The sequence below is a fragment of the Pseudomonas sp. PHC1 genome (assembly GCF_046487845.1).
GTDB lineage: Bacteria > Pseudomonadota > Gammaproteobacteria > Pseudomonadales > Pseudomonadaceae > Aquipseudomonas > Aquipseudomonas sputi.
On sequence record NZ_JBJXHJ010000008.1, the window covers coordinates 166,532 to 190,138 of the forward strand.

Here is a 23,607-nt window from a genome sequence, read left to right on the forward strand (position 1 = left end):
TTTTTATTGGAACGACACCGACGACTGCTCGCGCAGCGAACGCGGGCGCATGTCGATCCAGTGCTCGTTGATGTAATCCAGACAGACCTGACGCTCGCCGCGCATCCCCGCCTCGCTCCAGCCGCAGGCCATCGGCTTGCCCGCCGGCCACAGGGAATACTGACCCTGGGCGTTGATCACCACATCGAATTGCAGGTGTGCGTCATTCATGTCGTTCTCCTGTTGAACGGGATTGCAGTGTGGCCAGACTCCGGTCGAGCCCGGCGGCGAGATGGTTGAGTGCGGCATGCCGCTGTTCGTCGCTCGAAGCGCAGGCCCCGACGTACACCCGCACGGACGCCCCGCAGACCTGCGCGCAGGTGTCTGCATCGTCGCCCGCGAAAGCCCGGGCCGACACCTCGGCGTTGGCGCTGGCATGAGCCTGGGCAAACGCCGTGGCGGCGGCCTCGGTATTGAGTTGCGCGTAGTACTCGGCGAACGCCTCGGCATCGCCGAAGTGCTCGGCAATCATGGCGCTGTTGGCCGGTGCGAGGCCGTAGGTCATCGCACTGGCGTGAGCCTTGGCGTAAGCCGCGTCGTAGGCATAGGCCTTGCGATACAGCGCCAGCAACACCGGTTTGAGCGTGGCCCGCCATTCGCCCTGACGCCCGAGCACGCCGAGTGCCGCCCGCTGATGCAGGCTTTGCAAAGCGAGCAGCGCCTGCCGATGTTCCGGCAAGGCTTCGCCGAGCATCGGCAGGACCACGTCGGCCTGCCAGAGATGAAACAGCTGAAACGGCACCTGCTCGTTGAACCGGCTCAAACGCAGACGCAAGGCCTCGTCCGGCTCGGCTTCGCACAGCACCTTGGTCAAGGCCAGCCACCATTGCGGCATCGAGGTCGGTTCACTCATGGCGCAGGCTCATCCGTACCAATGACCTCGGCCAGCAACCGCGCCCAGCGGCCCGCCACGATGCCGTAGTGATCGGTGTCCAGGGTTTGCCAGCTGCGCAACTGCGGCAGCAGGGCCTGCCAGTTGCGTTGCAGATCATCCGGATTCCAGGCATTGCCCAGCCCATAAGGATTGGCCTGCCCGGCACTGAACAACCGCACCGTCGTGGTCACCAGTGCCGGCGGCTGGAAGTCGATCATGCTGGCCATGTTATTGCGGCAACACACCGTCAGCCGTTGCAGATACGCCTGACGTTCTTCGGCCATACCCTGCCCTTCGACCTCCGGCCAGCGCTGGGCGAACTCGCGCTGGAACACCTGCTCGATGGTCTGTTCGTCGATGCCGGCCAGTTGCGCACCGGCATCCGGCGCGGGCGGGTCGATCAGGTACAGCAACGGTTGCCTGAAGCGGTCGGCCCGGGCCTGATGACACAAGGCCTGCGCCACCCACGCCCCGAACGACCAGCCAGCCAGACGCCAGGTGCTGCCGTGCGGAAGGTGGGCCTTGATCGCCTCCAGATACTGGCTTGCACGTTCGTCCACGCTGATGTTCGGCAACTGCGGCACACGCAGCGCCGGGTCGGCGATCACGCACACGCCCAACTCCGCCGGCAGTGCCGAGACCAGTTCCCGATAGGCCTGAACATCGCCACCCACCGGGTGGATCAGGTACAGCCAATCGCGGCCGGCACCAGCATGCCATTGATCGATCCGCACCGCGTCGTGCCAGCCGTGCGGTGCAGCGTTGGGCGCCTCTTCAACCGTGGCGGTCGAGACCAACCCCAGCACTTCGCTCAGGCTGACCTTGTGGCTGAATTGCGACAGCTGGAACACCTCACCGGTGGCCGCTTGCAGCTCGTCGATCAGGTCGAGCAGCGTCAGCGAGTCCGCGCCCAGGTCGTACAGCGAATCGTCATCTTCAAGCTCAGCCACACCGAGCCACTTGCACAGGCACTCACGCAGGCGCGCCGACAGATCCACGCCCTTCGGCGCCTCGACCGCTGCGGCCACTGCACCATGGCGAACCGGATAAAACCTTCGCGCCGTGTCGATGCCGGTGGTCGAGATCAGCAGCTGCGGCAACTGCGTCGCCATCGCCAGATCGAACACCCGACAGCCCTCTTCGGCCGACAGACCGACCGTCAGATGCTCCAGATGCGCGGCGTCCCCGCCGTTGCTGGTGGTGGCCATGCCGATGTCACGCCAGATGTCCCAGTTGATCCCCAGGCGCAGGCAAGCGTCGGCCGGGTTCGGGCGATAGTGGCTGAAGCCGTCGAGCACCCCGCTGGCCGCTGCGTAGTCCAGATGCCCCGCGCCGCCGAACAGCGCCGACATCGACGAGCAGTACAGGACAAACCCCGGTTTCAGATGCTCGATCAAGGCTTCGACCGCCAGCATGCCGCGAGTCTTTGCAGCCATGGCCTCGGCCATTTTCCGGGCATCGCGATGGCGAATCAGGCTGCCCGCACCGACACCCGCCGCATGAATCACCCCGCTCAGACGACCGTAACGAACGGCCAGTTGATCAAGGACCTGCGGCCAGCGCAGCAGGTCGGCCATATCCGCGTTGATGCAGTCGATCCGCGACGTGTACGCCGCCAGCGACGCGGGCAATTGCCCTTGGCGCGAAATCAGCACCACACGGCGTGCAGGTGCCTGCAACAGGTGTTCGCACAAGGTCCGGCCGATGCCGCCGCTGCCGCCCAGCACCAGAAACGTACCGTCTTCCGGCAGAAGCCCTGATGTCGTTGCTGGGCCGGTCAATGGCTGAGGCAGCAAGCGTGGCTGCCAGAGGTAACCGTCACGCACCGCCATTCGCCGAGGCAGTGAGGCCGGATCGGCAAGCAACGCTGTCAACTCGCCGGCCTGCGCTTCGAGGCGCGACGACGGCCAGTCCAGCCAGTGGCAACGCACCGGGTATTCCTGCGGCACCACTTCGGTGATGCCGGCCAGTGCTGCCAGCTCGGGACGCTGAACCGCGCCGTCCACCGGGCATGCCTGCCATGACATCAACCACAACCGTAGACGTGCCGTGCGCGGGGTTTGCTCCCAGGCCTGCATCAGCGCACTGACCGTGTCCAGACTGGCCCACTGCGCCAGATCCAGCGATTGCTCGTTGACCGCGCCCGACACCGCCAGTGGCAAGGCATGCAGCCAGTCGAGTTCGCCGAGTTCAGGTTCTGCAACGTCGGTGAGCAAATGGTTCAGTGCGTCAGTGTCCAGCGGATCCAGCTCGAATCGGTCCGAGCTCAGGCGCTTGAAGCCATTGCCGGTGCGCACCTGAATCACCCGTCGATAGACAGTGTTCAGGCTCGCCAGCAACGCCGATTCCGGCGCTTCATGGCTGCACAGAATCAGCACCTCACGGGATTCCACCGTCGCTGTCGCGCTCAGGCGTCGGATGCGCACCCACTGTCGTTGGTGGAACCAGTCCGCCAGCGGTTGTCGCGCAAGGGCTGGCGTTTCAGGTTCAGCAGCTACAGGCGTCGGGAAACGATACGGCTGAAGATCGAACGATGACGGCGGCAGATCCCACGGCGGCGGTGCCGAGCGCTGCGGCCACTGGATATTCGCGCCTTCGTACCAGGCGTCCAGCAGCTCCTGCGGCGATTGATCGACGATTTTAAGTTGCGCGCCCGAAGCGGTGACTTCCTTGATCGCTGTCGGCTGCAACGGAATGTCGTCACCCGACCGGCAGACCATCGCGAAGCGCCAGCGCAACTGCCGGCGACCCGACTGCAAGTGCCGCAGCAACGCAGTGCGCTGTTCCGGGTTCGCGTGCAGGTATTGGCGAATCGCCGCGACATCGCGCAGCAACTCCGCTCGACTGTGGGCCGAGACCATCAGCAGCGGCAACGTTTCCTCGACCCCATCCTGCACCTCGGGCGCAGCGCCGACGATGACATGCGCATTGGTCCCGCCAATCCCGAAACTGCTGACACCGGCCAGTCGCCGCCGCCCTTGCGGCCATGGCCGGGACGTGGTCGGCACGTAGAACGGCGAATGCTCCAGATCGATCTGCGGGTTGATCCGGCCAAAACCGAGGTTCGGCGGCAGCATGCCATGGAACACCGCGAGGCTGGCGCGAATCAGCCCGACCACCCCCGCCGCCGCGCCCAGATGACCGATCTGGCTTTTCACCGAGGCCAGCGCGCAACTGCCGGCCGGCGCATCGCCGAAAGCCTTGGTCAATGCCGCGACCTCGATCGGATCGCCGAGCAAGGTGCCGGTGCCGTGGGCCTCGATGTAGCCGATGTCGGCACCGGTCAAACCGGCCCGGTTCAAGGCATCGCGAATAACCGCGCTCTGCCCGGCCACCGACGGCGCGGTGTAACTCATCTTGGCCCGACCGTCGTTGTTCAGCGCCGAGCCTTCGAGCAGCGCATAGATCCGGTCGCCATCGGCCCGCGCCCTGGCCAGCGGCTTGAGCACCACCACCCCGTAACCACTGGCGCCGAGGGTGCCGCTGGCGTCATCGCTGAACGGACGACACAGACCATCGGCGGAAAAGATGTGTTGCGAGCGGTGCCGGTAGCCCTCGGTCAGGGTCGGGTCGATCAGCACCCCGGCCGCGAGCATCACGTCACTGTCGCCCTGACGCAGCATCGAACTGGCCAGGTGCACGGCGATCAGCGAACTGCCGCAAGCGGCCTGCACACTCAGGGCCGGGCCGTTGAGGTCCAGGTGATACGCGGCTTTGGTCGCCAGAAAATCCTTGTCGTGATGCAGCGCCAATTGGAAGCCGTCCGGCAGATCGTCGTCGGCGGTTTCGCGCAGCATTTGCTGGAAGTACGTGGTTTCGCCGCAACTGGCGATCAGACCGATGCGCGGACCATCCGCCGACGGGACGATGGCCGCGTGTTGCAGGGCCTGCACGCACGCCATCAGCAGGTGCCGCTGTTGCGGGTCCATCAGGCGCGCTTCCTGGCGGCTGATGCCGAAGTACTCGGGATCAAAATCGAGCATGCCGGCCAACTGACTGCGGGCGCCGACCAGGCCTTCGTCAGCGGCAAAGTGTTCGATGCCCAACTCATTGCCTTGCACCATCGCCCAGAACTCGGACAGGTTCTGCGCCCCGGCCACATTGACCGCCATGCCGATGATCGCCATCGGCGGGTGACCTGCATCGGTGGGCCGTACACGCGCCGCCACGTCCATCGATCCAGTCGAGAGGTGCGCCGCCAGACGTCGCACCGTGACGTGTTCAAACAGGTCGGCCATCGTCACCTTGTGCGGCAGTTCTTCGGCGTAACGGCCATGCAAACGCATCAGGCCGAGGCTGGTGGCGCCGGCCTCGAAGAAGGTCTGCTCCGGTTCGATGTCACGACCGATCACAGCCTGGAACAACTCGCTCAGTTGTCGTTCCAGCGCGGTCAATTGAACAGCCGGTGCTGGCGTGCTGCGCCGCTCCAACGCCTCGCCCAGATTCAGCAAAGCCTTGCGGTCGATCTTGCCGCTGGGCGTGCGTGGCCAGAGGTCGAGCCGTCGGTATTCATCGATTCGCACATGGGCCGGCATTAGCCGCGCCACCTGACGATCCAGTTCATCGGAAGTCGCAGGCTCACCCTCAAGCTGCAGCCAGGCGATCAGCCGTGGTGGATCGGCCTGCACCGCCACCACCGCGTTGACCACTTCCGGCACCTGCATCAGCGCCGCCTCGATCTGCCCCAGCTCCAGCCGATGGCCGCTGAGTTTGATCTGCTGATCGTCACGTCCCAGGTAATGCAGGCAGCCTTGGGCATCGGCCCACGCCAGATCGCCGGTGCGGTAGTACAAACAGCCGTCTGCCAGCTCGACGAACCGCGCGGCGTTCAGCCCAGGATCAGCCAGATAACAGCGGGCAACCATCGGCCCCGCCACCAGCAGATAGCCGCGACGGCCCATCGGCACCGGGCGATCATGCTCATCGACCAGCAGCAGCCGGGCATTGCCAACGGCATGGCCGATCGGTGCGCGCAATGGCCAGTCCCGCGCCACGGGCGGCAGGCGCAAGGCGCTGACCACGTGGGTTTCGGTCGGGCCATAGTGATTGAACAGCGTGGCGTGCGGCATGCCGCCGAACCAGTGGCGCAGCGCATCCGTGCAGAGCAATTGCTCGCCCGCCGTGATCACCTCGCGCAACGCCGACGGGTAAATGCCCCGGGCCACGGCGGTTTGCGCCAGATGCTGCAAGGCCACGTACGGCAGGAACAGGCGCTCGATCCGCGCCTCGACCATGTAATCCAGTAACGCCTCGGCATCCTGACGCCAGCGCGGCGTGATCAGGTGATAACAACCGCCGCCGCACAGGGTGCTGAAAATCTCCTGGAACGACACATCGAACGACAGCATCGAGAACTGCAGGGTCACCGCTTTGGCCGGCAACTGCCCCTCGGTGCGCTGCCATTGCAGCAGGTTGCACAGGGTGCGTTCCGACACTTGCACCCCTTTGGGCGTGCCGGTCGATCCGGAGGTGAACAGCGTGTACAGCGGCCGTTCACCGACGTGGCGTGGACGTTCGAACGTTCCGGCATCGGCGCGCAGATCGACCCGATGGGTGGCGAATCGTCCGGCGTTCAGGTCATCCAGTGCGGCCTTCGTCATATCGCTGAACAGCACACAATGCGGCTGCGCCTGTTCCAGCACCTGCTGCTGGATCGCCACCGGATAGGCGGGATCCAGCGGCACGGACGTCAGATTGAGTTTGGCCAGCGCCAGCAAGGCGACGATGTGTTCCACCGAGGCGTCGAGGAACAACACGACATGCAACGGTGCGAACCCGGCCGGCAACGGATGACGCTCGAGCAGGTTTGCCGCCAGAGCATCGGCCAGCGCATTCAGTTCGCTGTAGGTGAGGCGTTGCTGGCCTTGAACCAGCGCGACCGCCTCCGGTGTGCAATGCACTTGATGCTCGAACCCGTCCGCCAGTGTGTTGAACGGCAGCGCAATCCGAGGGCCCTCGCTGGCCGGTGGCAGGCTGCGTCGATACGGCTCCAGCAAATCGTTGAGGTTGGCCGCCGGGGTTTCCAGCAACAGGTCCAGGCCTCGGCGAAACAGCGCATTCAATGCCCGCATCTGTTCGCCATCAAAATAGCTGCACTGATATTCCCACCAGCATTCCAGTTGCGACCCGCTGCCCACCATCAGCAGCGTCAGCGGGCACTTGGCGTGCAAGTGTTCGTTGAATTCCAGCGTCGCGCGCAGGTTCGAATCGGCCAGCGCTGCGTAATCGGTGTTTTCCAGCACGAACATGAAATCGAACAGCGAGGGGCTCGACGACAGCCGCAGGTCTTCCACCAGATCCGCCAGCGCCACGTCCTGCAACGCCAGCACTTCGCGCACTGTGACGGTCTGCTTGCGCACCTGCTCGCTCAGGGTCAACGCCTGTTCAACGGCGGTCGGGATCAGCACGGTGTTGGCAAACATGCCGACCGTGTCTTCGAACTCCACCAGTGGCCGGTTGGACACCGGGCTGGCGATCCGTGGCCGCTCGCACCCGGTCAGGGCGTACAGGCTCCAGGCGAAGACACTGAACAGCACTTCGAAACGGGTCAGCCGCTGCTGGGTGCAAAAGCGTTCGAGGGCCGCGCTGCGCAGTGGGCCCAAGGGTTCCCGGTGCAACCGGGCGGCGGGGCTGATTTCGCGCATTGGCATCAACGCCGGCGACGGTTCCTCCTGCCGGCGATGCAATTCGGCGAGGGCGCGGCGCTGGTCGCGGTAATGCGGATCGACGCTCCACTGGCGCTGCCACTGGCCAAACTCCAGCGTCGTCAGTCGGGCGGATGGCTGCGGGCTGTTGTGGCCGTGCAGGACATCGGTGTAAAGCTGATTCAGGTCGTCGAACAGCAGGTTCACCGACCAGCCATCGACGATGATGTGGTGCAGGTTCAGCAACAGCCGGCAGCTGCCATCGGCAAACGGCAACAGCCAGGCTTGAAACAGATTCGGGGTGGTCAGGTCGAACGGCGCGGCGAACACCAGCTCGGCGAAGGCTTGCCAGTTGGCCTCGGTGAAATGACCGACCGCAAAGGTGCGACAGACCGGACCCTGTTCGGCAATCACCTGATCGAGCTCATCGGCACCCGCCACGAATGCCGTGCGCAATCCCGGATGACGCTGCACCAGATGCCCCAAAGCCTCGGCCAGTGCCGCAACGTCGACACCTGCCGCCAGATGAAGAATCAGCGGCACGCTGTAGGCGGTCGAGGTCGGCGAGCGTTGTTGCAACAGCCACAGCCGGCGCTGTTCGGCGGTCGCCGGCAGGCGTTTGGCGTTACTGACCGGGGGCGCAGGTGGGTAGATCGAATCACCGTTCGTTTCACCGGTCAGTTGCTCGGCCAATGACGAGAAAGTCTCGTTGAGCAACGTGTCGAGAGCAATCTCGCGCTGCCAACGGACACGGATCGCAGAACGCAGGCGCATCGCCTTGAGCGAATCGCCGCCGCTGCCCAGCCAGTCGTCCTGCGCGCTCAAGGACGGTTGGCCGAGCAGCGAGCGGGCTTCTTTCAGCAGCCAGCCCAAGGCAGGCGAAATACTGCCATCGTCAACGGCATCCATCACTGGATGCCACGGACTCAACCCTTGGGCCAGCAAGCCGTCACGATCAATCTTGCCGTTGGCCGTCAGCGGCAGGCGCTCCAGCAGGAACAGCTGATGCGGCCGCATGTAGGGCGCCAGTTGTGCCCGCAGATGATTTTCGAAGGCGTGATAGTCCAGATCCCCGCGAGGCACGATGAACGCCAGCAACTGATGATCTTCAGCCGCCTGACGCCGCGTGCAGACGTACACCTGCGCCACGCCTGGATGCTCCAGGATCCGTTGCTCCACTTCCCCCGGCTCGATCCGGAAGCCACGAATCTTCACCTGCCGGTCGATCCGCCCCAGGTATTCGATCAAGCCTTCGGTATTGCGTCGCACCAGATCGCCGGTGCGGTAATGCACCTGCGCGCCACCGTCGAGGCCGGGCAAACGGACGAACTGGCGGGCGGTTTCTTCGGGCCGGTTGCGGTAGCCACGGGCGACACCGCTGCCACTCAAATACAGCTCGCCGACCTCGCCTGCCGGCACCGGTCGCTGCCGATCATCCAGCACCTGCACGCCGGTATCCGGCAACGGTCGGCCAATGGGCGCCGAGTCACCGGCAAAGTCACGGCTGATCGGCCAGCACAAGGCAAACGTGGTGCATTCGGTCGGGCCGTAGACGTTGAAGATCCGGCAGCGGCTCTCAGGATTGGCCCGATACCAGCCGCGCACGGCGGCAGCGCTGATCTGCTCACCGCCGATCAGCACCTGACGCACGCTGGAGAAACACGACGGCCACTCGGCGATCAAGGTGTTGAACAGCGACACCGTCATGAACAGATTGTCGACCTGCGTGCGCTCCAGCACCTCGGCCAGACGTCGCGCATCCAGCACGTCCTCGTCAGCGATCATCACGCAGCAACCGCCGTTGAGCAGCGGCGCACACAGCTCGAAACTGCAGGCATCGAACGCCGGGTTGGACAGGCAGGCAAACCGGTCCGTCGGACGAATCTCGATATAGCCGTCGGTGTGCGCCAGCCGCAGCAAGCCGCGCTCGCCCACCTCGACCGCTTTTGGCGTGCCGGTGGTGCCCGAGGTGTAGAACAGGAACATCACCTCGGTGAAGTCTTCGGCCAGCGCTTGCGGCGGAGCGTCCGGCTGATCGAACAAGGCCTCGACGCCGGTTTGCCAAAGCGAAGCCGACCACAACGGTTCTTCGTCCAGGGTCATCAGGCCGACACACGCCGCATCCGCCAGCATCAGTTCCCGGCGTTTGCGCGGACTGGCCCGATCCAGCGGCACCACCACCGCGCCGACTTTCAGCGCGCCGAGAATCGCCGCCAGCCATTGCCAGCAGCGCGGCATGCACAGCGCCAGCGACTGGCCGGGCTCGACGCCGCGCGCCAGCAATCCTCGAGCGATGCGCTCACTGGCGCTGGCCAGCTCGGCGTAAGTCAGGGTGACCGACTGATCGATCACCGCCGGGGCTTGCGGATTTCGCGCCACTTGCTCGGCAAAACGCGCAAGCAACGGCCTGTCTTTGGACGCACTCATCATTTCGCCTCCTGCGCGTCGAAGCGGTGCAGCTCCCGACGGATGATTTGCGAGACTCGATGGATTTCCGCGCTTTCGAGCATGTCCCAGTGCCCGCCGCTGACCAGTTTCGCCAGATAGCCACTGCCTGCGCGGCGACGCCAGAAGCCGCGCAGCTCATGCAACTGATGGCGGCTGAAATCTTCCCGCGCCTGGATCAGCACCACACGACCGGTGCGCGGCGCGCAGTCATAGGCGGCCATCGCGAGCCGGTTGTGGTTGTAGATGTTGAAATAGCGCTCGACCTGGGCGTCTTCGATGCCGGGATACATGCCGTTGAAGCGCACCAGTTTGTCGCGGAACTCGGCCATGTCCACGGTGCCGATCTGCTCGCGGAAACCCGGATCGTCACTGCCCTGGGTGTCGAGCAGCACCACCGTCACCTGACGATGCCCCGCCGCCGTCAACCGCCGCGCCATTTCATAGGCCACCAGACCGCCGAACGACAGCCCGGTGAGAATCAGCGGTTGCTGCGTCAGCGGTTCGATCTGGCGCAAGTAGGCCTCGGCCATCGCTTCGACCGTCGGCTCGGTGTTCTCCCCCGGATTCAGTCCCGGCGATTGCACCCCGTAAACGCCGGTTTCATCCGGCAGCACCTTGGCCAGCGACAGGTAACAGAACGCCGTGCCGCCCGCCGGGTGAATGCACACCACGTTTTTTTGGCCGGTGCCGCGCCGGAATTCGATCAGGTTGCTCTGGGCCAGCGCCGGGTTGGCCCCGACCCGCAGCCAGCCGCCCAGCGCTTCGATGGTCGGGTAGCTGAGCACCACGCGCACGGGCACTTCGACCGAAAACTGCTGGCTGATTTCATGGGCCATTTTGATCGCGGCGATCGAGGTGCCGCCGACATTGAAGAAGTTGTCGCGAATGCCGATCTGCGGCGCCAGCAACAGGCTTTTCCAGATCTGGTACAGCGCCAGCTCGATGTGATCGCGCGGGCTGCTCAGGTTGACCTGACGGTTGACCATTTCTTCATCCGCCAAAGCGGTCAGCGCCGCACGGTCGACCTTGCCATTGGCGGTCAGCGGCAAGGCGTCGAGCCACAGGTAGCTGCCGGGGATCACCGCTCTGGGCAACGTCGTCGCCAGATGGGCGTGCACCGCTGCTTCGTCCACGGTGTCGGCCACCACGCAACAGGCCACCAGCCGCTGATCCTGCGCCGCTTCGCCGACCATCAACACCACGGCGCTGCGGATACCCGGAAACGCTTCGAGCCGGGCTTCGATCTCGCCCAGTTCCAGGCGCACGCCGCGCAATTTGACCTGAAAGTCGTTGCGACCGAGAAACTCCAGCTGACCGTCCGGGCGATAACGCGCCAGATCGCCGCTGCGATAGAGCCGATCCCCTGCCACAAACGGATTGTCGATAAAGCGCTCGGCACTGAGCTGCGCCAGCCCCAGATAACCCCGGGCCACGCCCACGCCGCCAATGTGCAGATGCCCGGTCACGCCCACCGGCACCGGCTGGTCGCGGTCATCGAGCACGTAAAAACGGTTGTTGGCAATCGGCCGACCGATCGGCAGTTGCCGGGCCGGCACCTCGGCGCCGGGCTCCAGGGTCCAGATGCTGTTGATCACCGTGGTTTCGGTCGGACCGTAGACATTGTGCAGCCGCGCATGGGGCAGACGTTCCTGAAAGCGCCGGGCCAGGGCTGGCGGCAGTTCACCGCCACCACTGAACACATCGGTCAGCGACGTACACTGGCTGACCTCGTCGACCTCCAGAAACAGCTGCAACATCGCCGGCACGAACACCAGCGCCGTGACTTTCTGCTCGCGCACCTCGCGTGCCAGGTACGCCGGCTCGTAATGCCCGCCGGGCCGCGCGATCACCAGCCTTCCGCCGGTTGCCAACGGCCAGAATGTCTCCCACGCCGAGGCATCGAAACCGAACGGGATCTTGTGCAACATCGCCCCCGCCTCGCCGCAGACCTGCAAACACCACAGCAGCAGGTTGCTCAGGCCACGGTGGGCGACCATCGCGCCCTTGGGCAAGCCGGTGGTGCCGGAGGTGTAGATCACGTAGGCGAGATGGTCAGGGGTAACGCCGACACTGCGCGGATCGAGATTGTCCGTCGGCAACGATGCCCAGCTCGCGGCGTCTTTTTCGAGGTCGAGGACTGGCGCTTCCCAGTTCGAGCCTTGCACGGCCTGGCGCAAAATCCCGTGCGCCGAGCCGAGGGTCAGCAGCACCGCCGGCGTACTGTCGCCGAGCATATGACTCACGCGTCCCAGCGGATAATCCGGGTCCAGCGGCACATAGGCGCCTCCGGCCTTGAGCACCGCCAGTAGCGCCACCGGCAATTCCAGCGAACGCTCGATGCACACCGCCACGCGCACGTCCGGGCCGACGCCCAGCGTGCGCAAATGCCGCGCCAGACGGTTGGCCTGGGCATTGAGTTCGGCATAGCTCAGGGATTCACCTTCGAACACTACGGCGCAGGCCTGAGGGTTGCTCGCGGCCTGCGCTTCGACCAGTTGGTGCACGCAAGGCGCCGCTTGCGTCAGCGGCGCGGCGCGGTTGAAGTCCACCAGTACCTGTTGACGCTCAGCCTCGTTCATCAACGGCAAGGCATTGATCGGTTGCTTGGCATCGGCGGCGATCTGTTCGAGCAAGTGACGGTAGTGCCCGCTCAGGCGTTCGATGGTTGCGATGTCGTAGAGGTCGGTGTTGTATTCCACCAGCAAGTCCAGCCGCCCTGCCCGCTCGACCCATTCGAACGCCAGATCGAACTTGGCCGTGGCACTGCTGGTGCCGTACGGCGCCAGTTCCAGGCCGGGCATCTGCAGCGCGTTGCCTGGGGTGTTCTGCAGCACCAGCATCACCTGGAACAACGGCGAATGAGCGGGATCGCGTGGCGGGTTGACGGCCTCGACCACGCGGTCGAACGGCACGTCCTGATGGGCATGGACGTCGAGCATCTGGCCACGCACCTCGCGCAACAGCTCGGCGAAGGTCTGCTGCGGATTCAGGCGTTGACGCAGCACCAGCGTGTTGACGAAATGACCGATCAGCGGCTCGACTTCCGGGCGATTGCGGTTGGCGAACGGCGTGCCGAGGCACAAGTCCTGCTGGCCGCTGTGGCGCCACAGCAACACCGCCAATGCGCCCAGCAGCACGTTGAACAGCGTGCCTTGGGTCTGGCGGGCCAGCGCCGTGAGTTCGCGCAAGGTGCCGCCATCGACGGAGGAACTGAACGTGGCCCCGACATAGCGCTGCACCAACGGGCGCGGCCGGTCGGCGGGCAGGGTCGACAACAGCGGCGCGTCGTCCAGGGTGCGGCGCCAGTAATCGAGCTGCGCGTCCAGCACCGCACCGCCCACCCGCTGTTGCTGCCAGCAGGCGTAGTCGGCGTATTGCACCGGCAACGGCGCAAGTGACGGGGTTTTGCCACGCAGATAATCGCCGTACAGCGTCGCGACTTCATGCAGGATCACGCCCATCGACCAGCCGTCGGCGATGATGTGATGCACGCTGTACAGCCACAGATGTTCGTCGTCGGCCACGCGCAGTAACGACGCCCGCAGCAATGGGCCGGTGGCCAGATCGAATGACGCCCGGGCATCTTGCTCGACGGCGATTCGCACGTGCTGCTCGCGCTCGTCGGCAGACAACTGGCGTAGATCCGTCACCGACAATGACAGCGGCATCGACGAATGCACCACCTGACGCGGTTCGCCGTTCACGCGGCAAAACGTCGTGCGCAGGACTTCGTGGCGGGCCACCAGTTGGTTCAGCGCCCGCTCCAGCTGCACGACGTCCAACTGCCCTTTGAGCGTTACCGCCGTCGGCACGTTGTAGAACGGATTGCCGGGTTCCAGTTGATCGAGAAACCACAGTTGCCGTTGCGAAAACGACAATGGCCAGGACCCGTGCGCGCCGGATCGGCGGGGAATTGCCGCGTCACCCTGCCCGCCGAGCAAGGCGATCAGTTCCTGCTTGTGACGCTTGAGCGCCTGGGTCAGTTCTTCGGTGAGAAACCCGCGCGGCGCCTTGCAGCGCAGCCTGTCACCGTCCACCTCGAGCACCACGCCATGGCGAGCGAACAACGCCAGCAATTGATCGGCATTCATACTTCGAACTCCTCCATGTCTTCATCGTCCAGGCTGGCGGTCACAGGCTCGATGGCAAACGCCTCGACTGGCGCGCGGTGTTGTTCATCGGCCGTGCGCAGCCCGCCGATCATCGAGTAGATCAATTCATGGCTTGGCCCGAGGTCGAACAGCATGGTCAGTTGCTGCTCCTCGACCGAGCCGATGCCGCACAGACCCAACCCGTGCTCGACGGCGGTCATGCTCAGCAACTGGGCCATGGCGCCGCTTTCGATGTGGCAGAAGTCGCGGCTGCGCTCGCCATACAGCGGGTGGATCGCGGCCATGTCGGCAATGAAAAACAGCGAGAACGCGGCGTTCTCGTACACCGGACGGTTGACGAAATAGTCGTAGGTGTCCGGGTCGAGTGCGCCGCTCTGGAGCGCCAGCAGACGATGCTGGCGGGGATCGTAGTAATACGCGCCGCCGGGCACGCCAAGCACGCGATCCGGCTTGACGTAGAGGTACGCCTGAATCGGGTACAGCCCGCCCGCCGACGGGAACTGGTATTTCACCTCGCCGTCGAGTTGCCCCTGGGCCAGTGCCGCCAGTACATGGGCAAAGGCCTGGGTGGCGATCGGTTGCAGAGCGTATTGACGCACCGAGCGGTAGTCGCTCAAACGTCGGGCGAAGGCCGGGTCTTGCGGCAGGTCCAGCGCCAGCGCCGGCAGGGTCTGAGCGAAGTCGCGGCGTCCGCGCTGTTCGGCCTTGAACTGCGCCCGCTGCTGCGGATCCTCGATGATGTCCTGTACGGGTTCCTGAGCCTGCTGAACGTTGCCAAGCAGATCCTGCCGCGCCCGGTTCTGGCGGTACATGCCGAGCAGATGCAGCAAGGTCGGCTGGGCCAGCAATTGCGCCACGTGCGGGCGGAACTGCAAGGCGCCGGACAAGGCGTTGCTGATCCGGACGATATCGATCGACGTTGCGCCGAGGTTCAGCAGATTGGCGTTGGCGGCAATGGATTCGCGCTTGAGCACGTCCTGCACGATGTCCACCAGCCGTTGCTCAAGCGGGCCCTCGACTTCCAGCGCCGGCCCTTGTTCCTCGATTTGCTCCGGTTCAGGCAGGCGTTTCTTGTCGACCTTGCCGTTGGACGATAACGGCCACGCTTCAACAAAGGTGAACGACGGCGGAATCATGTAGGCCGGCAGTTTGTCGCTCAGGTAGGCGCTGAAATCGCTGGCCTGCAACGCCGGGTCGGCCTTGAGCACATAACCCGCCAGACGCTTCTCGCCCAGCGTGCTGCCCAGAATCCGCACCACCGCGCTCTGCACGCCGGGATGGCGATTGAGCGCGGCTTCGATCTCGCCCAGCTCGATGCGATAGCCCTGGACCTTGACCTGATTGTCTTCGCGACCGAGGAATTCGATGTTGCCGTCCGGCAGCAAGCGCCCCAGGTCGCCGGTGCGATACAGCCGCTCGCCGGTCAGTGGATGATCGAAGAAACTGCCCGCGCTGAGTTTTTCATCGCGCCAGTAACCTTTCGCCAGACCGATACCGCCGATGTACAACTGGCCCGCGACCCAGGTCGGGCGCACTTGCAGCGCTTCATCCAGCACGTAGAAGCGCTGATGATCGAGGGCCTTGCCGTAGGGAATGCTGCGCCAGGCCGGGTCGACGTGTTTCACCGGATAATAGATCGACCAGATCGACGCCTCGGTGGCGCCGCCCAGGCTGATCAGTTGCAAGTCCGGCTGCAAGGCCCAGGCCCGCTCGGGCAGGGTCAGGGGAATCCAGTCGCCGGACAGCATCGCCACCCGCAGGCACACGGGCAACGCGCCGCCCTCGCCCTCCACGTACTCGACCAGCATGCCGAGCAGCGCCGGTACCGAGTTCCACAGGCTGACCCGATGACGTTCGATCAACGCCAGCCAATACGCCGGATCGAGCGACAGTTGCGGCTCGAGAATGACCACCGCCGCGCCCACCGCCAACGTGCCGAAGAAGTCATAGACCGACAGGTCGAAACTCAGCGACGAGATCGCCAATACGCGGTCGTTCGGGCCGACGGCAAAGCGCCGGTTGATGTCGAGCAAGGTGTTGACCGCGCCGCGATGGTCGATCACCACGCCTTTCGGCTGCCCGGTGGAGCCCGAGGTGTAGATCACGTAAGCCAGGTCGCTTTCGTTCACCTGCACCGGTTGCAGTGGCAGTGCATCGTTTGAAACGTCATCGCTCACGGCAATGGCCGTGACCTGCGCCGGCCATTCGATTGTGTCGAGCAGCGCCGGTTGGGTCAGGGCCAGACTCGCCTCGGCCCGCTCCAGAATATGCCGCAGCCGTTCCGCCGGCTGAGTCGGTTCGATCGGCAGGTACGCACCGCCGGCATACAGAATCGCCAGGGTCGCCACCACTTGCTGCCAACCGCGCTCCATCACCACCGCGACCAAGCGGTTCGGCAGCACGCCCTGCGCTTGCAGGCGGGCGCCGAGTTGTCGGGCTTCGTTGCGCAGTTGCATGTAAGTCAGCTGCCGCGTGCCAATCACCGCCAGTGCATCCGGTGTGGCGAGAGCCTGACGCTCGAACAGTTCGTGCATCAACGGCAGTGTCTGCGGATTGTCGACCGGTGCCGGCAACCGCGCCTGCGGCAACAACTGTGGCGTGTTCGCGCCCCAGGTTGCCGGCTCGCACAGGCTGTCGAGCAGCGCGTTGTAGGCGACGAACATCTGCTCGATCATGCCTTGCGGGAACAGTTCGTCGATGCTGTCCCAGTTGAACAACAGGCGCCCTTCCAGCTCCAGCAACGTGTGGTCGAGCCACACTTGCGGGGTCTGGGTGATGCTGTGCATGTGTCGGGCGTTCAATGCGTCGGCCAGGTTGAATTCGGCCAGCTCCGGCGCCGCTTCCGACAGCGTGCTGTTGAACACGATCGGCATCGCCGTCTGCTGCACGCCCCGGGCCTGGGACAATTCGCGCAGCACCCGCACGCCGCTGACCACCGAATGGTCGATGTCGCGCCACAGTTGCGCCTGCACCGCGCGGGCCTTGTCGGTGAAACTCTTCGAACCGTCGATACCGACTTCCAGCAGCACCAGCGAGGTGAAGTCACCGATGATTTCGTCCACATCGGGATGCAGCGGCATGCGGTTGAACAGCGGCAGGCTCAGGGTGAAACGCGGCGTGCGGCTCCACAGCGCCAGCACTTCGCTAAACGCGCTCAGGAGCATCACCGACGGCGTCACCGCAAACTGTTTGGCCACGGCTTTAAGCTGCGTCCACTGCGCTGCCGACATGTCGCGGTCGCGACGGGTGAAGTGCGGGTTGGCGATGCTTTCGGGTTGACGTACCAACGGCAGGTCCGGCGCCGGGGCCAGCGTGGTCACCCGCTCGCGCCAGTAGCCCAGCGCCTGCTCGTAGCGGCGGCCATTGCGCAGTTGCTGTTCGGCCAGCACGTAGTCGCGGAAAGTCAGGCCCGGTTCGACCAGCTCCAGGGTCGGATCAACGTAAAACGCCATGAGTTCGCGGGCAAGAATCTGCGTACTCGCGGCGTCGACGATCAGCGCATCGAGGCTGATGTGCAGATGGGTGATGCCGTCATCAAGCAGCGACAGGCTGAACTCGAACAGCGGCCAGCGACTGGCGTCCAGCACCTGATGGGACTGGCGTTCGCGGGTTGCCTCGAGGGTGCGTTGCGCTACGTCAGCGGGCAACCCGCGCAGGTCGCTGCGGGGCATGCGATAGGTCGGCACCTGCGCCAGCACCTGTTGCGTGCCGTCGCTGAGGAACACCACGCGCAGCATGTCGTGGCGCTGGATCATGCGGTTCAGAGCACGCTCGAAACGCTCGGCGTCGAATTCGGGAATGCGCAGTTCTTCGTAGCCGTGAGCACTGACGCCGCCGAGGCTGACCGTGGCCTCGCGACCGAACCAGTAGGCTTGCTGGATATCGGTCAGTGGGAACGGTTCATGTCGATTAGCGCGATCCGGCTCGATCTGGATGAATGCCGGCTCAACACTTTGATCATCACGCGACACCTGCGCCGCCAGATCCCGCAACACCGGCGTCTGGAACAGACTGCTCAGGGACAGTTGCGCGCCCATGCGCTGGTTGATCGCGTAGATCATCCGCGTCGCCAACAGCGAGTGGCCGCCGAGGTCGAAGAAGTTGTCGTGGATGCCGACCCTTTCGCACTTGAGCACTTCGGCCCAGATCTCGACCATGTGCCGTTCGGTGTCGTTGCGCGGCGCCTCGTAAGTCGCTCCGGCGCTGCGTTCCGGTGCCGGCAGCGCCTGGCGGTCGAGCTTGCCGTTGCGGGTGAGCGGCAGTTGCGACAGGCGAACCCAGGCACTCGGGATCATGTGTTCGGGCAACTGGCGTTGCAGTTCGGCACGCAGGCCTTCAGGGGTCGCGGTGCCGACCACGTAGGCCACCAGACGCTTGTCCCCGGCCACGTCTTCGCGCAGCAACACGGCGGCTTCCTGCACGCCGGGCTGCTGATGCAACAGGCTGTCGATCTCGCCGAGTTCGATGCGAAAGCCGCGCAGTTTCACCTGTTGATCGATGCGCCCCAGGTACTGCACGTTGCCATCGGCCAGGAATTTTGCGAGGTCGCCGCTGCGGTACATCCGCGCGCCCGGCTCGTCACTGAACGGATCCGGCAGGAAACGTTCGGCGGTCAGGTCCGGGCGGTTCAGGTAACCACGGGCCAGACAGGCGCCAGCGATGTACAACTCGCCCGCCACGCCGACCGGCACCGGATTCAAATGCTCGTCCAGCACGTACAGCCGCGCATTGGCGATGGGACGGCCGATGGGCGGCGCGTCCGGCCAGGACTCGGCCTCGTTGCAGTCAAGGCTGAACTGGCTGACCACATGGGTTTCGGTCGGCCCGTACTGGTTGTGCAACTGCGCACCGCCGAGCCCCCGGACAAAACCACGCAGTTCGTCATTGATTTGCAAGGCTTCACCGGCGGTGATGATCTCGCAACCACCGGCCGGCATCGGCGCATCGGCCTCGGTCAGGCCGGCGAGTTGCTGCAACACGGCAAACGGCAGAAACGCCCGCTGTACGCCTTCGGCCACCAGGGTCGGGCGCAACGCGGCGAGGTCCTTGCGACGGTCTTCGGTCATCAGCAACAGGCTGCCGCCCTGGCAGAGGGTGCTGCAGATTTCCTGGAACGAGACGTCGAAGTTCAGCGAGGCGAATTGAAGAACGCGCGGCGGCGTTGTGGCTTGAGCGAGCTGCCAGGCGATCAGGTTGTCCAGCGCGCGGCGGCTGTGGGCCACACCTTTCGGACGCCCGGTGGAGCCGGAGGTGTAGAGCACGTAGCCGAGGTTTTCCGGACTCACATTGATTTGCGGGTCATCCGTCGGGTGTTGCGCCCATTGCGATGCATCGGTGTCCAGGCAGCAGATTTTCGCCTCGTTAGCCGGCAACCCGGCCTTCAGACTCGACTGCGTCAGCAGCAGGATCGGCGCGGCATCGCTGAACATGAACGCCAGACGCTCGCTCGGGTAAGCCGGGTCGAACGGCACGTACGCCGCGCCGGCCTTGAGGATCGCCAGCAGGCCGATGACCATTTGTGGCGAGCGTTCCAGGCACAGGCCGACGCGATGCTCGGGGCCGACGCCTTGCTCGATCAGGTAATGCGCGAGGCGGTTGGCCGCGCGATTGAGTTTGCCGTAGCTCAACTGCTCACGATCGGCGAGCAGCGCAACGGCGTCGGGCGTCTGCCGGGCGAGGGCTTCGAAGCGCGCCACGCAACCGGGCAGTGACGCGGTATCCCGCGCCGTACGGTTCCAGTCATGAACAATCTGCTGATGTTGCTCGGCGTTCAGTAACTTGATCGCGGCCAGCGACTGTTGGCTGTCGTCGACCATCTGCGTCAGCACCCGGCGCAGGTACTCGCCGAACTGCTCGACAGTGCCGCGCTCGAACAGGCCCGAGGCGTATTCGAGACCGCCGACGATCTGCCCGTCGCGCTCACTGAGGGCCAGTTGCAGATCGAACTTGGCCACGAGATGACTGCTTTCGACTGGCGAGACGTCGAGCCCGGTCAACAGCAGGTCGGAATCCTGATCCTGCTCCCAGGCAAACAGCACCTGAAACAACGGACTGTGGGCCAGACTGCGCGGCGGGTTGAGCAATTCCACCACTTGCTCGAACGGCAGGCCCTGATGCTCTTGAGCCTCCAGCGCCACTCGCCGCGCCTGTTGCAGCCATTGCGCCACCGACGGCGTGCCGGACTGAGTCATGCGCAGCGCGAGGGTGTTGACGAAGAAACCGATCAGCCCTTCCAGTTCCTGTTGCGGGCGGTTGGCCGATGGCACGCCGATCACCACGTCGCTCTGCCCCGAGAGGCGCGACAACAGCAGCGAAAACCCGGCCAGCAGCGTCATGAACAGCGTGGTGCCTTGCTGCATGCCCAAGGCTTTCAATCGCGTGGTCAAGGCTTCGTCGAAGACCAATGGAACAAAGCCGCCGAGGTAATCCTGCACGGGCGGACGCTTGTGATCGGTCGGCAACTCCAGCAGCACCGGCGCGCCCGTTAGGGTTTCGCGCCAGTAACGGCTCTGCTGCTCCAGCACCTCTGCGGACAGCCATTGCTTTTGCCACACGGCGTAATCCACGTACTGCACCGGCAACGGCGGCAGCGGATCGTCGCGATCCAGCAACGCCGCCGCGTACAGCTGACCCAATTCGCGGGTGAGCACACCCATCGACCAGCCATCAGAGATGATGTGGTGCTGGGTCAGCAGCAACACATGGTCATCCGCCGCCAGCCGCAGCAGGCTGACCCGCATCAGCGGGCCCCGACTCAGGTCGAAGGGTCTGGCGCCCTCTTCGTCGATCAAGCGGGTCAGGCGTTCTTGCGCATCGTGCCCCTGCACGTCCGTCACCGTCAGCCGGATGCTGTGCGCCGGCGGCGAAACCAGTTGACGCCCTTCCCCTTCAACGGCGATGAACGTGGTGCGCAGCGCAGCATGACGCGCCACCAGTTGGTTGAAGCTGCGCTCCAGTGCCGGCACGTCCAGCGAACCACGCAAACGCAGGTTCAGCGGCATGTGATACGCCGCGTTGCCACCCTCCATTTGTGCCAGAAACCACAGGCGCTGCTGAGCAGACGACAACGTTTGCGCGCCCGTCCGTTCAAGGGCCGTGATGGCTGGGCGAGCCACCGCCTGACTGGCTTGCAGCCGTTCGGCGAACGCCGCCAGAACCGGTGCGGCAAACAGCGTCGAAGGCGCCACTTCCAGCCTCAGCGTGTGGCGAACCTGCGCCAGCACGCGCATCACCAGCAACGAGTGGCCGCCGAGGGCGAAGAACTGATCCTGACGCCCGACCCGCTCGACGCCGAGCACGTCGGCCCAGATCGCGGCGAGTGCGGTTTCCAGCGAACCTTGTGGTGCCTGGTATTCCTGCTGATCAAATGCCTCGACGTCCGGTGCCGGCAGATTGGGCCGGTCAACCTTGCCGTTGGCGGTCAGCGGCAGTGCATCGAGACGCACGAAGGCGGTTGGCACCATGTAGTCCGGCAGGCTGATCTGCAGCTGTTCACGCAAGGAACGCGGGCTTAGCGTTGAGTCTGGTTTTTCGCAGTAGTAGGCAACCAGACGCGGTTCACCGGGACTGTCCTGGCGCAGCAGCACCACGCTTTCCCGCACGCCCGGGATGTCCGCCAGCCGGGTTTCGATTTCCCCCAGTTCCAGACGCAGGCCACGCAACTTGGCCTGGGAATCGTTGCGGCCAAGAAATTCCAGTTGGCCGTCGGCCCGATAGCGCGCCAGGTCGCCTGTTCGGTAAAGACGCTCGCCCGCCATGAACGGGCTGTCGATGAAACGCTCGGCGGTCAGTTGCGGCAGGTTCAGATAACCGCGTGCCACGCCGACGCCACCGATGTACAGCTCGCCCGCGACACCTTCGGCAACCGGTGCGCCGTCAACGTCGAGCAGGTAAATCCGGGTGTTGGGCAGTGCCCGGCCGATGGGCAGTACCGCGTCGATCTGGCTACCTTCGGTGAACTCGAAACAGGTGCTGTCGATGCTCGCTTCGGTCACGCCATAGGCCTGGACGATCTGCACCTGCCCACCACACAGCCTGCGTAATTGTCGCGCGCTGTGGGCGGTCCAGATGTCGGAGCCGCAGACCACGGTGCGCAGGAACGACAAGTCACGGCCGGTCTCTTCGACCCACGCCAGCAGCGGATTGAGCAGCGCCGGTACGAAATCGGCAAAGCCAATCTGCGCCTCGCGCATCCGCCGATACAGGGCCGGCGGGTCCATCAGGGTGTCCCGTGGACACAGCACCAGCGTGCCGCCGAAACCCAGAGCACGGATCACGTCCGCGCTGAAGACGTCGAAGGAAAACCCGGCCATCTGCAGGTGGTTGATCGGCTCGCCCAACTCATAGAGCCGCGCCCAGTCAGCGCTCACGGCCACCAGTCCGCGATGCTCGACCATCACGCCTTTCGGGGTGCCGGTGGAGCCAGAGGTGTAGATCACGTAAGCCAGATGTCGGGGTGTCAGGCCGATCGCGTGAGGATCGGGGTTGTCAGCCGACAGCGCAGCCCAATCCCGGGCGTCGGCCAGATCCAGCAGCGTCGGGGTGGTCGCCGACTGTTCGAGCGCTGCCCGCAAAACACCGCGCACCTGGCCGTGAGTCAGCACCACCGACGGTGCGCTGTCGGCCAGCATGTGCGCCAGCCGCGCCTGCGGGTACGCCGGGTCCAGCGGCACATAGGCGCCACCGGCCTTGAGCACCGCGAGTACGCCGACCAACATCTCCAGTGAACGCTCCAGACACAGCCCGACCCGCACGTCCGGCCCGACCCCGAGCTTGCGCAGGTGATGGGCCAGCCGGTTGGCGCGGGTGTTCAGTTCACGGTAACTGATTGCCTCCTGCTGCCAGCGTGCGGCGATGGCCTCGGGGGTGCGCAGCACCTGCGCTTCAAACAGACCGTGCACGCACAGGTCTGCATCGAACGGTTTCAAGGAGCAAACGTCGGGCTGCGCGGAATTCGTCCCACGCAAGGAAGTGTTGTCGAACATCGGAGGCTACCGTCCATGACTACTTTATTTTTGTGATCAGGCGGAACAGAACATGCCCCGCCAGTCAGGCCCCGGCTTCAAGGTGCCGGTACGGTCTTTCGAATTCAGGAGGATGGCGCGGCGCGCGCGTGCAGACTCGCGTTGAACGCGGGCACACGCAGAAATTCGGGGGGAGACAGGCTGGAGAAAAATGCCGCCGCGCGGTCGGCGCAGGCAACTGGAAAGTGGGCCGGATCATTGGCGACAGAGGTCGCCCCGTTCATTGCATCGACGATTGCAAACCGCGTGACCAATTGAAACCTCGACTTCCATTTGAGGGTCAACGACGAGGAACAACCTGCGCGGGGATGACAGCGCCAGGGTGGTCCCGATCGGCTGCGACTGCCGGGTCTGTGGACACGCGGCAATCTTCTGGCGCCGGGTTTGTGACCCGAAGCGCCGGCGGATAATAACCACGTTTTTTGTTAGGGAGGCAAACAAAATGTAGGAATTTTGCGAAATAAATA

At 64.7% G+C, this 23,607-nt stretch carries 5 protein-coding genes; all 5 read right to left on the reverse strand.

Annotated features, from left to right (window positions below; genetic code table 11):
• Positions 1 to 3: 3 nt before the first annotated feature.
• From ACKJSM_RS14280 to ACKJSM_RS14300, 5 genes are read right to left on the reverse strand one after another with little or no spacing between them, the layout of a single operon-like run.
• Entirely contained in the window at positions 4 to 210 is a 207-nt protein-coding gene (locus tag ACKJSM_RS14280; RefSeq protein WP_236181833.1) for an MbtH family protein, read from the reverse strand.
• Positions 203 to 892, reverse strand: coding sequence for a hypothetical protein (locus tag ACKJSM_RS14285; protein WP_236181834.1), 690 nt, complete (start codon positions 890 to 892; stop codon positions 203 to 205). The genes ACKJSM_RS14280 and ACKJSM_RS14285 overlap by 8 nt, the downstream gene beginning before the upstream one ends.
• Positions 889 to 9,984 (reverse strand): amino acid adenylation domain-containing protein, encoded by a 9,096-nt coding sequence (locus tag ACKJSM_RS14290; protein ID WP_410237991.1) that lies wholly within the window; start codon positions 9,982 to 9,984, stop codon positions 889 to 891. Before ACKJSM_RS14290 ends, ACKJSM_RS14285 begins: the two co-directional genes overlap by 4 nt.
• Entirely contained in the window at positions 9,984 to 14,096 is a 4,113-nt protein-coding gene (locus tag ACKJSM_RS14295) for an amino acid adenylation domain-containing protein (RefSeq protein WP_410237992.1), read from the reverse strand. The genes ACKJSM_RS14290 and ACKJSM_RS14295 overlap by 1 nt, the downstream gene beginning before the upstream one ends.
• Positions 14,093 to 23,101, reverse strand: coding sequence for an amino acid adenylation domain-containing protein (locus tag ACKJSM_RS14300; protein WP_410237994.1), 9,009 nt, complete (start codon positions 23,099 to 23,101; stop codon positions 14,093 to 14,095). Before ACKJSM_RS14300 ends, ACKJSM_RS14295 begins: the two co-directional genes overlap by 4 nt.
• Positions 23,102 to 23,607 lie beyond the last annotated feature (506 nt).

Coding starts and splice junctions, on each gene's coding strand:
- ACKJSM_RS14295 (WP_410237992.1), bottom strand. CDS start 14,096: ATGAATGCCGATCAATTGCTGGCGTTGTTCGCTCGCCATGGCGTGGTG.
- ACKJSM_RS14290 (WP_410237991.1), bottom strand. CDS start 9,984: ATGAGTGCGTCCAAAGACAGGCCGTTGCTTGCGCGTTTTGCCGAGCAA.
- ACKJSM_RS14300 (WP_410237994.1), bottom strand. CDS start 23,101: ATGTTCGACAACACTTCCTTGCGTGGGACGAATTCCGCGCAGCCCGAC.
- ACKJSM_RS14280 (WP_236181833.1), bottom strand. CDS start 210: ATGAATGACGCACACCTGCAATTCGATGTGGTGATCAACGCCCAGGGT.
- ACKJSM_RS14285 (WP_236181834.1), bottom strand. CDS start 892: ATGAGTGAACCGACCTCGATGCCGCAATGGTGGCTGGCCTTGACCAAG.